We start from the raw sequence: 13951 nt of genomic DNA, 5'->3' as shown, positions 1-13951 counted from the left end.
ACATCTAATTTTCCATGTTTTTCATTTACAAAAGGTTTAAGCAATATGTTTTCTGACATTTTTTCAGAATCTACACAGAATTTAGAGATGCAATTTTTACAACCTTCATTTTATTTTATTTAGTTTACATTCTGGATAAAAACTTTTAAATAATTGAATTGCTGTATTAATCATTTTTTGATCAACCAATTTGTTTTTTAGATTATAGTTGTTATTATTCAAAAATAAATTTACATCATTATTAGAAATTTGATTTATACTTTTATCTTGATTATAATCAACTAAATTTAAGATAAAATTATAATGTAAATTAAGAGCGTTTTCGTTTTGTAAATTTCTTTTTAAGAACATTCTAAAAAGCCTTAAAATTATTTTCTTTTCTTCTGAAAGCATTAAATGTGCTCCAATTTCGGATATATTATTTTCTTTAAGTATGGAATTATCAAATGAATATTGTACAGTGTTTCCGAAAACTTTTTTTATGTTACTTATTGCTTTATCATTATACAATGTGTACCAACCTTTGTGAGTTTTGCTATAAAAATAACCAAGTTCAAATCGTAATAGATCTTTAATGCGATTGTTAAAATCGAAAAGCACCATTAATTGAATACCGTTTCTATGTTCAATTTTTTTTATATGAAGTAATGGAAGAGGTTGAAGTTTATCTTTCATAGCTTTTCAAAATTAATAAAAAGTTTGAAATTGAGCGTCAAATAAACAAATAGAACATATTTTTAAAATAATTCAGTCATTAAAAATTAATAGTTGAATTAACCTATTTACGAATCTTAACTTTTACAGATTTTGAAGAGGGTGTATGGCTAATATGTGCTGTTAACTCTAGTGGAACTAATGGGTTTGCTTCAGGGAAATAAGTAGCTAAACATCCTTTGGGAATATTATAAGGCACTACACTAAAACCCGAAACTTCACGCTTTTTATTATTATAATTGTTGTACAACGAAACAATACTACCTTTTTCTAAATTGTGATTATTAATATCGTTTGGATTCATAAAAACAACCATACGACCATTATAAATACCTCTGTATCTATCGTCTAAACCATAAACAGTAGTATTAAATTGATCGTGACTTCTAATTGTCATCATTATAAATTCATCCTTTTTTTGATTGTTTTCACTTAATTTATTAATGGTAAATTTCGCTTTTTTTGTTGGTGTTGTAAAATTTCCTGTACGAGCACCATTTGGTAAATCAAATCCAACAGGATTTTTTACACGCTCGTTATAGTTTTCAAAACCAGCAATTGTTTTATCAATTAAATCTCTAATATTTCCATAATCATTTGTTAAAAAATCCCAATCTACTTTACTTTTCTTAAGAGTAGCTTTAGCAATATTAGCAACAATAATTGGTTCGCTTTCAACTTGTAAAGAAGGAGGTGTTAATTTCCCTTTTGAAGAATGCACAACTCCCATTGAATTTTCAACAGTAACAAATTGTTCTTTTCCATTTTTAACTAACTTATCGGTTCTTCCCATTGAAGGAAGAATTAATCCCATTTTACCATGTGCTAAATGTGAACGATTTAATTTAGTTGAAATATGCACAGTTAAGTCGCATTTGCTTAAAGCTTCAGTTGTATAATTAGTATCGGGAGCTGCAGATAAAAAATTTCCACCCATTGCAATAAAAACTTTCACTTTTTCTTTATGCATAGCTTCAATAGATTCTACTACTGATAAGCCGTTTTGTGTTGGTGGAGAAAAACCAAAATTTTCACTTATTTTTTCGAGTAATTGTTTAGAAGGTCGCTCAGCAATTCCCATTGTTCTGTCTCCTTGTACGTTACTATGACCGCGAACCGGACAAGTTCCAGCGCCTTCTTTTCCAATACTTCCTTTCATTAATAGTAAGTTTACAACCTCTTGAATATTGTCAATACCGTTTACGTGTTGCGTTAATCCCATTCCCCAGCACGCAATTATTTTTTTTCTAGGAACAATTAAATCAATTAATTCATTAATTTCTGTAATATCTAACCCGGTTCTTTCAACTAATTCATCAAAATTATTTGAAAGAATTTCGTTTTTAAAAGCTTCAAATTTAATGGTATTGTTCTTTATAAAATCTGAATCTAAAATTGTTGAATCAGAAGCTGATTTTTTAAATAATTTATACATTACGGCTTTTAATAAAGCAACATCTTCATTTATTTTAAGTTGCAAATATAAATCTGAAATTTTAGTGCCATTACCAACCAAACCTTTGGCTGTTTGAGGATTTTTAAAGTTAACTAAACCAGCTTCCTTTAAAGGGTTTATGGAAACTATTTTAGCGCCTTTTTTCTTTGCTTTTTCTAAAGCAACTAACATTCTAGGATGGTTTGTTGCCGGATTTTGACCAAAAATTAATATCAATTCAGCTTTATAAAGATCATTTAAAGTTACAGAACCTTTTCCAATCCCAACGGTGTTGTATAATGCTGCTCCGCTAGATTCGTGACACATATTAGAACAATCTGGCAAATTATTTGTGCCAAACATTCTTACAAATAATTGATACAAAAATGCAGCTTCATTACTTGTTCTTCCCGAAGTATAAAAAGTAGCCTCGTTTGGACTATTTAATGCATTCAAACTATCACCTATAAGTTTATATGCTTTATTCCAAGAAATAGGAGTGTAGTGTGTATTATTAGAACTTAAAAGCATTGGATGTGTTAAACGGCCTTGTTGTCCTAACCAATAATCACTTTGTTTTTTTAATTCTTCAATTGAATTATTAGAGAAAAATTTGGGGTCAGCTTTTTTATCCATTGCTTCTTCGGCAATTGCTTTGATACCATTTTCACAAAACTCTCCTAATCTTGATCTGTGAGAAGGATCGGGCCAAGCACATCCCGGACAATCGGTTCCATTTTTTTGATTTAATTTTTGAAGTATTTTAAAAGCCTTAAAAAAGGACATTCTTTTAGCAATTTGTTGCATAGAAACAACAATAGCTTTTATTCCAGCAACTCCATTAGGCGGATTGCTAATAATTAAATTTTTATTTTTTTCCATTTTTAGTAGTAAGTAGGCTAAAAATAGAAAGAATTAATGAATTGAGATAATAAAATTAAACGAAGAAAATTTTTAAGTTGATATTCTTTAATAATTTCAACAACTTCAGACAGAAATTATTTTTTCTTACTGAAGTTGTTTAATATTTTTATAAATTATTTAGAAAAAACTTCGTTATGCTGCTCTTGAACTCTAATAAAAGTAGTTCTTTTGGTAAGTTCTTTTAATCTGCTTGCGCCAACATAAGTACAAGTAGAACGTAACCCGCCTAAAAAATCTTGCACAGTATTTTCAACAGAACCTCTAAAGGGTATTTGAACAGTTTTTCCTTCAGAAGCTCTATAATTAGCAACACCACCAACGTGTTTGTTCATTGCTGTTTCTGAGCTCATTCCGTAAAATTGCTTAAACTTTTTACCGTCAATTTCAATAGTTTCACCACCACTTTCGGTATGACCCGCCAACATTCCGCCTAACATTACAAAATCTGCTCCACCACCAAATGCTTTTGCAATATCTCCTGGAATTTTGCAACCACCATCTGAAACAATTTGTCCGCCTAATCCGTGAGCAGCATCAGCACATTCAATAATTGCAGAAAGTTGTGGGTATCCAACTCCTGTTTTTACTCGTGTTGTACAAACTGAACCAGGTCCAATACCTACTTTTACAATATCTGCACCGGCTAAAATTAACTCTTCAACCATTTCACCAGTAACAACATTTCCAGCCATTATAACTTTATTAGGATAATTTAAACGGGTTTGTTTTACAAAATTTACAAAGTGCTCTGAGTAACCATTTGCAACATCAATACAAATAAATTTTAAGTTTGGGTTTTGACTGAAAATAGTAGCTATTTTTTCTTCATCGGCTTCGCCCGTACCTGTGCTAACCGCAATATAATTAGTAACTTCCTCATCTACCGAGCTTACAAAATCTTTCCATTCTTCAACAGAATAATGTTTGTGAATTGCTGTAAATATTTTATGTTTTGCAAGTTCTTTTGCCATTTCAAAAGTACCAACAGTATCCATATTAGCAGCCATAATTGGAATTCCATTCCATTTATAATTGCTGTGTAAAAAAGTGAAATCTCTGTCGAGTGTTACTTGGGCTCTTGAGCTTAGTGTTGATCTTTTAGGTCGTATCATTACATCTTTAAAACCTAACTTTAAATCAGTTTCAATTCTCATATATTCTTATCTTTTTTGTATTTTAATTTTAAACAATTATACTTTTTCCTTTACTAGCTTTATTTTTATCACTATCAAAATAAAAATCAATGCGACCAAGATTAATGCCGTAACAACCAACTTGATTAATTAAAACATTTTCGCCAATGTTGTTTTTTGCTATGGTAGGTTTTGGTAAAAAAGTGTGTGTATGTCCTCCAATAATTAAATCTATATTTTTAGTCTTTTCGGCAAGGTTTAAATCACAAATTTTTGTTGGACTACTGCTATAATGATAACCTAAATGTGATAGGCAAATTACTAAATCGCAATGCTCTTTTTCTTTTAATTCTCTACTAATATCTTCAGAAATTTCAATTGGGTCGAGATATTTTGTTTCTTTATATAAGCTTTGTTCAACTAACCCCGATAGTTTAATTCCTAAACCAAAAACTCCAATTTTAATTCCATTTTTATTGAAAATTTTATAAGGCTTTACAAGTGTGTCTAAAACAGTGTTTTTAAAGTCGTAATTGGCAGAAATAAAATCGAATTTTGCATGTGGAAGTTGAGCGTACAAACCATCAATTCCATTGTCAAAATCGTGATTTCCAATTGTTGAAGCATCATATTTTAACATACTCATTAGTTTAAATTCTAACTCACCACCATAATAATTAAAATAGGGTGTACCTTGAAAAATATCACCGGCATCTAATAAAAGGGTATTAGGATTTTCTTTTCTAATTTTCTCTATTAAAACAGCCCTTCTTGCAATGCCTCCTAAATTTGGGTATTTGTAGTGATTTTTAGCAAAAGGTTCAATATGACTATGTACATCATTGGTATGTAAAATAGTTATTTGTTTAGTTTTTATATTACTAAATGATTCTAAACTCAATCCGCCCAATGTTAAGAAAGTGGCAGCCGCTGTTGATTTTTGTATAAATTTTCTTCTCTTCATAACTACATTATTTTTGAATAAATCGGCTGTCTAATTTTGAAAAAACGGTGTCGGTTTCAGAAAAATAATCAATAATTGCATTTCTAACTTTATAATCTAATGGATGAAGCGCAATTGGATCCTTAAAAAAGTTCATTCCATCTCCACCTTTTTGTAAATAATTAGAAGTTAATACAAAATAGGTTTTATCAGTATCAAACTTTTTATTATTTATTTTTAATTCATATCCATCACTAGTTATTGCTAAATTGATTTGTTTAGATAATGGATGTGCTATTTTTTGTTTAATCAAAAATTGAATAAGTTCTTCTATTTTATCTGAAGTTAATTCAACAACTACTAATGTGTTTTCAAAAGGCATTAAATTAAAAGCATTTTCAGTAGTAATATTCCCTTTTGTAATTCCGGCTCTAATACCACCATAATTAAACATTGCAAAATCAATGTTTTTACCTGTTCTTGAATTAAAAACCGGATTTGCCCGCTTAAAGGATAAATCGGCCAATAAATTACCAAGAGAGCTTTGTAAAATAGCATCGGTACGTACTAAATCTTTTTTGGTATATGAAAGTACCTTATTCATTTCGCTTTCTACCTTTTGTTTAAAAGGTTTGATAAACGATTCAATTTTATTATTAGAGCCAATTTCTTTTGTTATTGGTATTTGTTTCCCTTCAATTTTAACCAAGTATTGAGTTTCATTTTTACAACTTAACAAGAGTAATATTGATAAAAAGAAAATATTATATTTTTTCATTGTTAAAATACTATAGATTTTAATTAATTTTGCGAATCAAGTGTAAATATAGATGATTTTTACAGGAATAAAACGGAAAAGCAACCAATTATTTTTTAACAAAAAGGCAAAGGAATTTGTTGAAAATAATTCGAAACAAGTTTCAGCTAAAATAAAAAGTGTAATCATTTTAGCAGATGAAAGTTGCGATAAAAATAAACTTGTTAATGAGGTAAGTTATCAATTAAAACTTGATGATAAGTCAATAACTATAATTACAATTGATAAAAAAAATGTAAAAAGTGAAATTGAGAATGGAGTATTTACACCTAAAGATTTTGGTTGGTATGGACGAATTAAATCAGAAGAATTAAAAAGTATTTTAACAAAAAAATACGATTTGTTAATTAACTACAGCAAAATTGATAATTTATATAACAACCTAGTATTATTGCAGTGCAATTCTAATTTTAAGGTTGGTTTTGCACATTTAGACAATCGCTTTTATGATTTACTAATAAATTGTAAATTTAAAGAAATTAGTTTGTTTAATAAGGAATTAAAAAAATACTTAACGATATTAAATAAAATATAATGCAAGAATTATTAGGAACCGGAGTAGCTTTAGTAACACCATTTAATAGGGATAAATCTGTTGATGTTGCTGGCTTAGAACGTTTGGTTAATTTCCAAATTAACAATGGTGTAAATTACTTAGTTGTTTTAGGAACAACTGCTGAAGCCGCAACCTTAACTGCAGAAGAAAAGGAATTGGTAAAGTCTGTAATTATTAAAACTAATAAAGGAAGATTGCCATTAGTATTAGGTATTGGAGGTAATAATACTATGAATGTTGTTGCAGAAATACAAAATACAGATTTAAGCAATTTTGCAGCAATTTTATCGGTTTCGCCTTATTACAATAAGCCAAATCAAGAGGGTTTATACCAACATTTTAAAGCGGTAGCACAGGCAACTGAAAAACCAATAATTTTATACAATGTTCCAGGAAGAACGGGTCAAAATGTAACGCCAGCAACTATAGTAAGGTTGGCAAATGACTTTGAAAATGTAGTTGCCGTTAAAGAAGCCGCAGGAAATTTAGTTCAGGCAATGAGCATTATTCAAAATAAACCAAAAGACTTTATGGTAATTTCTGGGGATGATATGATTGCTTTGCCCATGACTTTGGCTGGAGGTTCTGGAGTAATTTCGGTAATTGGTCAAGGTTTACCAAAAGATTTTTCACATTTAATTCAATTAGGTTTAGAAGGTAAAAATTCCGAAGCATTTGAATTACATTATAAAATAGCCAATAGTATTGATTATATTTTTGAAGAAGGAAACCCAGTTGGAATTAAAGCAATGCTAGAAAAATTAAATATTTGCTCTTCAGAAGTGCGTTTGCCATTGGTAAAAGCTACGGAACAATTACAAAAGAAAATTAATAGTTTTATTGATAATTATTAGTAATTTTACGTCGGTTAAATTCAATGTGAAATTTAAAAAAAAGAATTATGTTATCAGAAAACATGCAAGCTGCATTAAATAAGCAAATTAGAATTGAAGCTGAGTCTTCACAAATATATTTAGCAATGGCTTCTTATGCCGAAAGAAAAGGTTTAGAAGGTGTTTCACAATTTATGTATGATGCTTCAGATGAAGAACGTCAACATTTGTTAAAAATGTTTAAATATGTGAACGAACGAGGAGGATTTGCAAAAGTTTCTGAATTAAGTCAGCCAGCTTTAGAGTTCGGTTCAATAAAAGAAATGTTCGAAACCTTATTTAAACATGAAGTTTTTGTTTCTAAAAGTATTAATGAATTGGTGCACATTTCATTAGAAGAAAAAGATTATGCTACGCATAACTTTTTACAGTGGTATGTTGCAGAGCAAATAGAAGAGGAAGCCCAAGCAAGAACAATTTTAGATAAAATAAACTTAATTGGAGATGATAAAGGTGGATTGTACTTGTTTGATAATGATATTAAACAACTTAATGTAGTTAGCTCTGTAGCTCCTGGAGTATAATTAACAAACAATTAAGATTACAGTGCACTATTTATTGTAAAAGCAAGTTATTTTTGTGGTTTAAAACAAGTTAAAAAAATCATTTTAATAATCCATAATAAATAACTAATTTTGCCAAATGCTTAAAAATAAAATTTATATACTTATTTTATTAGTAACTCTTGGATTTTCATCATGTGGTGAATATCAAAAAGTATTAAATAAAGGGAAGGTTGAAGAGCAATATGCTATGGCCACCAAATTATACGAAGAACAAAAGTATAATAAAGCTATTCAATTGTTCGAAAAAGTAACACCTTCTTATAGAGGAAAACCACAAATGGAACGTATCCAATTTATGGTAGCACAATCTCATTACAATACAAAGTTATATACACTTGCTGCATATTATTACGATAAATTTGTGAAAAACTATCCAAAAAGTTCTAAAATTGAAGAAGCTGCCTATCTTTCAGCTCATAGTCATTTTTTAGCTTCTCCAGCATTTAGTTTAGATCAAAAGGATACCAATGAAGCAATAACGGCATTACAAAACTTTTTGTTTAAATATCCTGAATCGGAACATTCAGCAGAAGCAAATGAGAATATTAAAATTCTAACAAAAAAATTAGAAAAGAAATCATTTGAAATAGCTAAACAATATTACCACACCGAAGATTATATTGCTGCAATTGTAGCATTTGATAATTTATTAGGTGAATTTTTAGGAACTTCATATAAAGAGGAGGCTTTGTACCTTAAATTTATGTCGGCCTATAAATTAGGTATGAATAGTTTTATTATAAAAAAGGAAACTAGATTAAATGACGCTAAAAAAGCGTTTGATAGATTTAAAAGAAGTTTTCCAAAATCAGATTATATACCTGAATTGGAAAAATTAGTAAAAAACTTAGATGAAGAGTTAAACTCTATTATTGCACTAAAAACTGAAACAAATGGATTATAAAAACACAAATGCTGCTTCTACAACTATTACTTACGATAAAACAAAAATAGAAGCTCCAACTAATAACATTTATGAGGCTATAACTATTATGGCCAAAAGAGCTGAACAAATTAGTGGTGATTTAAAAAGTGAATTAATTGAAAAATTAGAAGAATTTGCTACATATACTGATAGTTTGGATGAAGTTTTTGAAAACAAAGAACAAATAGAAGTATCTAAATTTTATGAAAAATTACCTAAACCAACAGCTATTGCAGTTCAAGAATGGTTAGAAGGTAAGGTATATTATAGAAATCCAGAAACAGATACTAAAGAGTAATTATGTCTGTATTAAGCGGTAAAAATATTCTATTAGGAGTTACTGCTGGAATTGCTGCTTATAAAACAGCTCATTTAGTACGACTTTTTATTAAAGCAGGTGCACAAGTTAAAGTTGTAATGACACCTGCTTCAAAAGATTTTGTTACACCTTTAACATTATCTACACTATCTAACAATCCTGTATATTCTTCATTTTTTGAAAAAGGTGAAGAGGAAACTGAAGAATGGAATAGTCATGTAGAATTAGGTCTTTGGGCCGACTATATGTTGGTTGCTCCGGCTACTGCAAACACTTTGGCTAAAATGTCTAATGGTGTGTGCGATAATTTATTATTAGCAGTATATTTATCGGCAAAGTGCAAGGTGTATTTTGCTCCAACTATGGATTTGGATATGTATAAACATCCATCCACAAAAAAGAGCATTGAAAAATTGCAATCATTTGGCAACATATTTATAGCGCCATCTTCTGGGTTTTTAGCAAGTGGTTTAGAAGGCGAAGGTCGCATGGAAGAACCAGAAAATATTATTTCTTTTATTGAAAAAGACATTGTTAAAGGGCTTCCACTTTATAATAAAAAAGTGTTAATCACAGCAGGTCCAACTTACGAAGCGATTGATCCGGTTCGTTTTATTGGAAATCATTCATCAGGTAAAATGGGATTTGAATTAGCAAAAAGAGCTGCTAATCTTGGTGCAAATGTTTATTTAGTTACAGGACCTTCAAATGAAACGGTTTCAAATAATTTAATTCATAGAATTAACGTTATCTCTGCTGAAGATATGTATAACGAGGTACATAAATATTATAATTTAGTTGATATAGCAATACTTTCTGCTGCGGTAGCAGATTATAAGCCTAAGGATGTTTCAGATGTAAAGATTAAAAAATCTTCAGATAAAATGTCTATTGAATTAATTAAAACTCATGATATTTTAGCTTCATTAGGAAAAGAAAAGAAGAAGCAGTTTTTAGTTGGTTTTGCATTAGAAACAAACAACGAACTGGAAAATGCTAAAAAGAAATTAAAAGCAAAGAATTTAGATTTAATTGTTTTGAATTCATTGAATGATACAGGAGCTGGATTTAAAAAAGAAACAAATAAAGTTACAATAATTGATAAACTGGAAAATATTTCGGAATTTGGTGTAAAATCTAAAGCAAAGGTAGCTAAGGATATTTTTAATGAAATTTTAGATGGAATTTATGCGTAAAATAATTCAGGGTTTTCTAATTTTTATACTGGGTATTCAACTAAATGCTCAGGAGTTAAATTGCACTATTACATTAAATTCGGATAAAATTCCAGGTTCAAACAAACAAATATTTAATACTTTAGAAACATCTTTAAACGAATTTGTAAATCAAAAAAGATGGACAAATTTTAGTTATAAGCCACAAGAATTAATAAATTGTAATTTAACACTTACAATTTTAGAACAAACAGGAGCAGATTTTAAAGGACATATACAAATACAATCTTCACGTCCAGTTTATAATTCAACATATTTAACTCCAGTTTTTAATTTTAAAGACGATAATTTTTCATTTAAATATACAGAGTTTGAACCGTTACAATTTAATGAAAACACATTTGAATCCAACCTAGTTTCTATAGTGACATTCTATGTTTATACTATATTAGGAATGGATGCCGACACATTTGCCTTAAATGGAGGTAGTGAGTTTTACACTAAAGCACAAAATGTTTTAGTACAAGCACAGCAAAGTGGTTATAAGGGCTGGAACCAAAATGACGGATCAAAGACAAGATTTACATTAATTGATAATTTGTTGTCGCCAACATATAAATTATATAGAGAAACTTTATTTAATTACCATTTAAAAGGGCTCGATATAATGAGTAAGGATAAGAAAAAGGCGAAACAAAATATTTACCAATCAGTTTTAACATTGAAATCTATTTACGACTCGCGTCCAAATGCATTTTTACTACGAATTTTTATGGATTCAAAAGCAGATGAAATAGTAGATATTTTTTCAGATGGTCCTCGATTTGACACGAGTAAATTAAAGGATGACCTTTTAAGAATGTCTCCAATTAATAGTTCTAAATGGGATGAAATAAAGTAATTTTTTAAATAAAAACCTAAAGAATGCTTACACATCTTACTATAAAAAATTATGCCTTAATTGAAAGTTTATCTGTAAAATTTCAAGATGATTTATCTATTATAACTGGAGAAACAGGAGCTGGTAAATCTATTTTATTAGGTGCCCTTGGTTTGGTTTTGGGTAAACGTGCAGATTCTTCAACTTTAAAAGATACTGGAAACAAATGTATTATTGAAGCACAATTTTCAATTTTAAATTACGACTTGGAATCTTATTTTTTAGAAAATGATATTGATTTTGAGAAGGAGACTATAATAAGAAGAGAAATTTTACCAAGCGGTAAATCTAGAGCGTTTATTAATGATACTCCAACAACGCTTCAAGTATTGCAATTACTAGGAGAAAAATTAATAGATATTCATTCGCAACACCAAACGCTTCAACTTTCTGATGAAAATTTTCAATTTCAAATAATTGATGCTTTGGCTGGAAATTTTCAGAAAATTGAATCGTATAAAAGGGGTTTAAAATTATTTAACCAGCTAACAAAAGAACATACAGCTCTTAAAAATGCTGAACAAGCGGCAAAAGAACAGTATGAATATAATTTGCACTTATATGAAGAATTGTCTAAGGCCAATTTTAAAATTGAAGAGCAAGAAGAATTAGAGGAAAGTTTAGATAAGATAAACAATGTAGAGGAAATAAAATTGAATTTAGACGAGGCTCAAGCATTGGCCTTAAATGAGGAAATAGGATTACAAGCCTTATTGGTTTCATTTACATCCAATTTAAATAGGATAAAATCATTTTCAAAGGAGTATAATAATTTGTTTGAAAGGGCAGCGAGTTTAAAAATTGAACTTGATGATATTTCGAATGAAATAGAAGTTATAAATGAAAATGTGGAGTTTGATCCAATTGAATTAGAAAAATTAAATGATAGATTGCAATTAATTTATAATTTGCAAAAGAAGCATTCGGTATCAACAATTAAAGAGTTACTAGATATTCAAGAATCACTTTCTGTTAAGGTAGATGCGGTTCAAAATTCGGCTGTTAAAATATTAGAAAAAGAAAATGAAATTAAAGAAGTTTCATTAAAGATAGATAAATTAGCAAAAACAATATTTTCCAAAAGAGAAAAAGCAATTCCTGTTTTGATAAAAAAAATGGAAACCATATTATCAAACCTTGGAATGGAAAACACAAGGTTAAAACTAAATTTAAAACATACGAACCAATATTTTTCCAATGGAAAAGATACTTTAGAATTGTTAATTTCGGCAAACAAAGGTTTAAATTTTGGAGAGTTAAAAAAGGTAGCCTCAGGAGGAGAATTATCTAGAATTATGTTATCGGTAAAAACTATTCTTTCCGAATATTCTAAATTACCAACCATAATTTTTGATGAAATAGACACTGGTGTTTCAGGAGATGTTTCTCAAAAAATGGCAGATATCATGAAACTTTTGAGTGCAAATATGCAAGTTATAACAATAACGCATTTACCTCAAATAGCGGCAAAAGGAAAACAACATTATAAAGTTTATAAAGAAGATATTAATAACAATATAGTTACAAAGTTAAAAGAGCTAGGGAAACAGGAAAGGATTAATGAAATTGCTGAAATGTTGAGCGGTAAAAATGCCTCGGAAACAGCAATTGAACACGCAAAACAATTGTTAAATTAAGAATTTACTATATTTGCAGCCAATTAACTTAAAACTGAAATCAAAAAACTACTATGTATAATTTATTAAAGGGTAAAAAAGGAATAATTTTTGGTGCTTTAGATTCAAATTCTATTGCTTGGAAAGTTGCTGAACGAGCTCATGAAGAAGGAGCTACATTTGTTTTAACAAATGCGCCAGTTGCAATGAGGCTAGGAACTATTTCTGAATTAGCTGAAAAAACAGGTTCACAAGTTATTCCTGCAGATGCCACATCTATGATGGATTTAGAGAATCTTATTGATAAATCAATGGAGATTTTAGGAGGTAAAATAGATTTTGTTTTACATTCAATAGGTATGTCTGTTAATGTTAGAAGAGGAAATCACTATACCAATCAAGATTATAATTTTACAAAAACTGGATTTGATGTTTCAGCATTATCTTTTCATAGAGTAATGAGTATGTTGTACAAAAAAGAAGCAATGAATGAGTGGGGAAGTATTGTTGCATTATCATATATGGCAGCCCAACGTGTATTCCCAGATTATAATGATATGGCTGATAATAAAGCATATTTAGAATCAGTTGCACGTAGTTTTGGATACTTTTTTGGACGTGACAATAAAGTAAGAGTAAATACAATTTCTCAATCACCAACTCCAACTACTGCAGGAAGTGGGGTTAAAGGATTTGATGGTTTTATTGCTTACGCAGAAAAAATGTCACCACTTGGAAATGCAAGTGCTTTAGAGTGCGCAGACTATACAATTTCATTATTTTCAGACTTAACAAAAAAGGTTACTCTACAAAATTTATATCACGATGGAGGATTCTCAAATATGGGAGTTAGTACGGCTGTAATGAATGAGTTTATGGAAATGGAAGCAGAAAAAAAAGATGAGAGCAAAGGTAAATAGAAATTAATTTTCTAATAAATTAAAAAAAGCGGTGATTTAAAATCATCGCTTTTTTTGTGCCTAAAAAATAGAAGA

At 29.3% G+C, this 13951-nt stretch carries 14 protein-coding genes; 9 read left to right on the top strand and 5 right to left on the bottom strand.

From position 1 onward, the window contains the following. Positions 1 to 105 precede the first annotated feature (105 nt). The 5 genes from Q0776_RS08915 to Q0776_RS08895 all read right to left on the bottom strand — a co-directional run bounded on the left by Q0776_RS08915 (position 106) and on the right by Q0776_RS08895 (position 5927). Entirely contained in the window at positions 106 to 675 is a 570-nt protein-coding gene (locus tag Q0776_RS08915) for a hypothetical protein (protein ID WP_298367220.1), read from the bottom strand. 103 nt (positions 676 to 778) lie between these two features. Then, the gene (locus Q0776_RS08910) at positions 779 to 3031 is read right to left on the bottom strand and encodes an FdhF/YdeP family oxidoreductase (RefSeq protein WP_298367219.1); all 2253 of its coding nucleotides are present in this window, start codon (positions 3029 to 3031) and stop codon (positions 779 to 781) included. Between the two features lie 155 nt (positions 3032 to 3186). Then, entirely contained in the window at positions 3187 to 4227 is a 1041-nt protein-coding gene (locus Q0776_RS08905) for a GMP reductase (protein WP_298367218.1), read from the bottom strand. A gap of 28 nt (positions 4228 to 4255) precedes the next feature. Next, positions 4256 to 5170: a metallophosphatase gene (locus Q0776_RS08900; protein ID WP_298367214.1), complete on the bottom strand. Its 915-nt coding sequence runs from the start codon at positions 5168 to 5170 to the stop codon at positions 4256 to 4258. Positions 5171 to 5177: 7 nt separating this feature from the next. Further along, positions 5178 to 5927, bottom strand: a complete 750-nt coding sequence (locus Q0776_RS08895; protein ID WP_298367213.1) for a 5'-nucleotidase — start codon at positions 5925 to 5927, stop codon at positions 5178 to 5180. A gap of 52 nt (positions 5928 to 5979) precedes the next feature. Between Q0776_RS08895 and Q0776_RS08890 the strand changes: the two genes are divergently transcribed. The 9 genes from Q0776_RS08890 to Q0776_RS08850 all read left to right on the top strand — a co-directional run bounded on the left by Q0776_RS08890 (position 5980) and on the right by Q0776_RS08850 (position 13876). After that, entirely contained in the window at positions 5980 to 6501 is a 522-nt protein-coding gene (locus Q0776_RS08890; protein WP_298367210.1) for a hypothetical protein, read from the top strand. After that, on the top strand, positions 6501 to 7376 hold the full coding sequence (gene dapA / locus Q0776_RS08885) for a 4-hydroxy-tetrahydrodipicolinate synthase (RefSeq protein WP_298367208.1): 876 nt from the start codon (positions 6501 to 6503) through the stop codon (positions 7374 to 7376). Before Q0776_RS08890 ends, dapA begins: the two co-directional genes overlap by 1 nt. 47 nt (positions 7377 to 7423) lie before the next feature. Beyond that, entirely contained in the window at positions 7424 to 7939 is a 516-nt protein-coding gene (locus tag Q0776_RS08880) for a ferritin (RefSeq protein WP_298367207.1), read from the top strand. 118 nt (positions 7940 to 8057) lie between these two features. Continuing rightward, positions 8058 to 8885 (top strand): outer membrane protein assembly factor BamD, encoded by an 828-nt coding sequence (bamD, locus tag Q0776_RS08875; RefSeq protein ID WP_298367205.1) that lies wholly within the window; start codon positions 8058 to 8060, stop codon positions 8883 to 8885. Then, positions 8875 to 9204 carry a DNA-directed RNA polymerase subunit omega gene (locus tag Q0776_RS08870; protein ID WP_298367202.1) on the top strand — a complete coding sequence of 110 codons (330 nt, stop codon included), beginning with the start codon at positions 8875 to 8877 and terminating at the stop codon, positions 9202 to 9204. The genes bamD and Q0776_RS08870 overlap by 11 nt, the downstream gene beginning before the upstream one ends. A gap of 2 nt (positions 9205 to 9206) precedes the next feature. Continuing rightward, entirely contained in the window at positions 9207 to 10421 is a 1215-nt protein-coding gene (gene coaBC / locus Q0776_RS08865) for a bifunctional phosphopantothenoylcysteine decarboxylase/phosphopantothenate--cysteine ligase CoaBC (RefSeq protein ID WP_298367199.1), read from the top strand. Further along, the gene (locus Q0776_RS08860) at positions 10414 to 11301 is read left to right on the top strand and encodes a DUF4835 family protein (protein WP_298367197.1); all 888 of its coding nucleotides are present in this window, start codon (positions 10414 to 10416) and stop codon (positions 11299 to 11301) included. The genes coaBC and Q0776_RS08860 overlap by 8 nt, the downstream gene beginning before the upstream one ends. 23 nt (positions 11302 to 11324) lie before the next feature. Beyond that, complete coding sequence (gene recN / locus Q0776_RS08855) at positions 11325 to 12977, top strand: DNA repair protein RecN (RefSeq protein WP_298367194.1); 1653 nt, start codon at positions 11325 to 11327, stop codon at positions 12975 to 12977. A gap of 53 nt (positions 12978 to 13030) precedes the next feature. Further along, complete coding sequence (locus tag Q0776_RS08850) at positions 13031 to 13876, top strand: SDR family oxidoreductase (protein ID WP_298367192.1); 846 nt, start codon at positions 13031 to 13033, stop codon at positions 13874 to 13876. Positions 13877 to 13951: the final 75 nt, after the last annotated feature.

Source organism: uncultured Lutibacter sp. (assembly GCF_947495725.1).
Lineage (GTDB): Bacteria > Bacteroidota > Bacteroidia > Flavobacteriales > Flavobacteriaceae > Lutibacter.
This window is presented reverse-complemented; position numbering and strand designations above follow the sequence as displayed.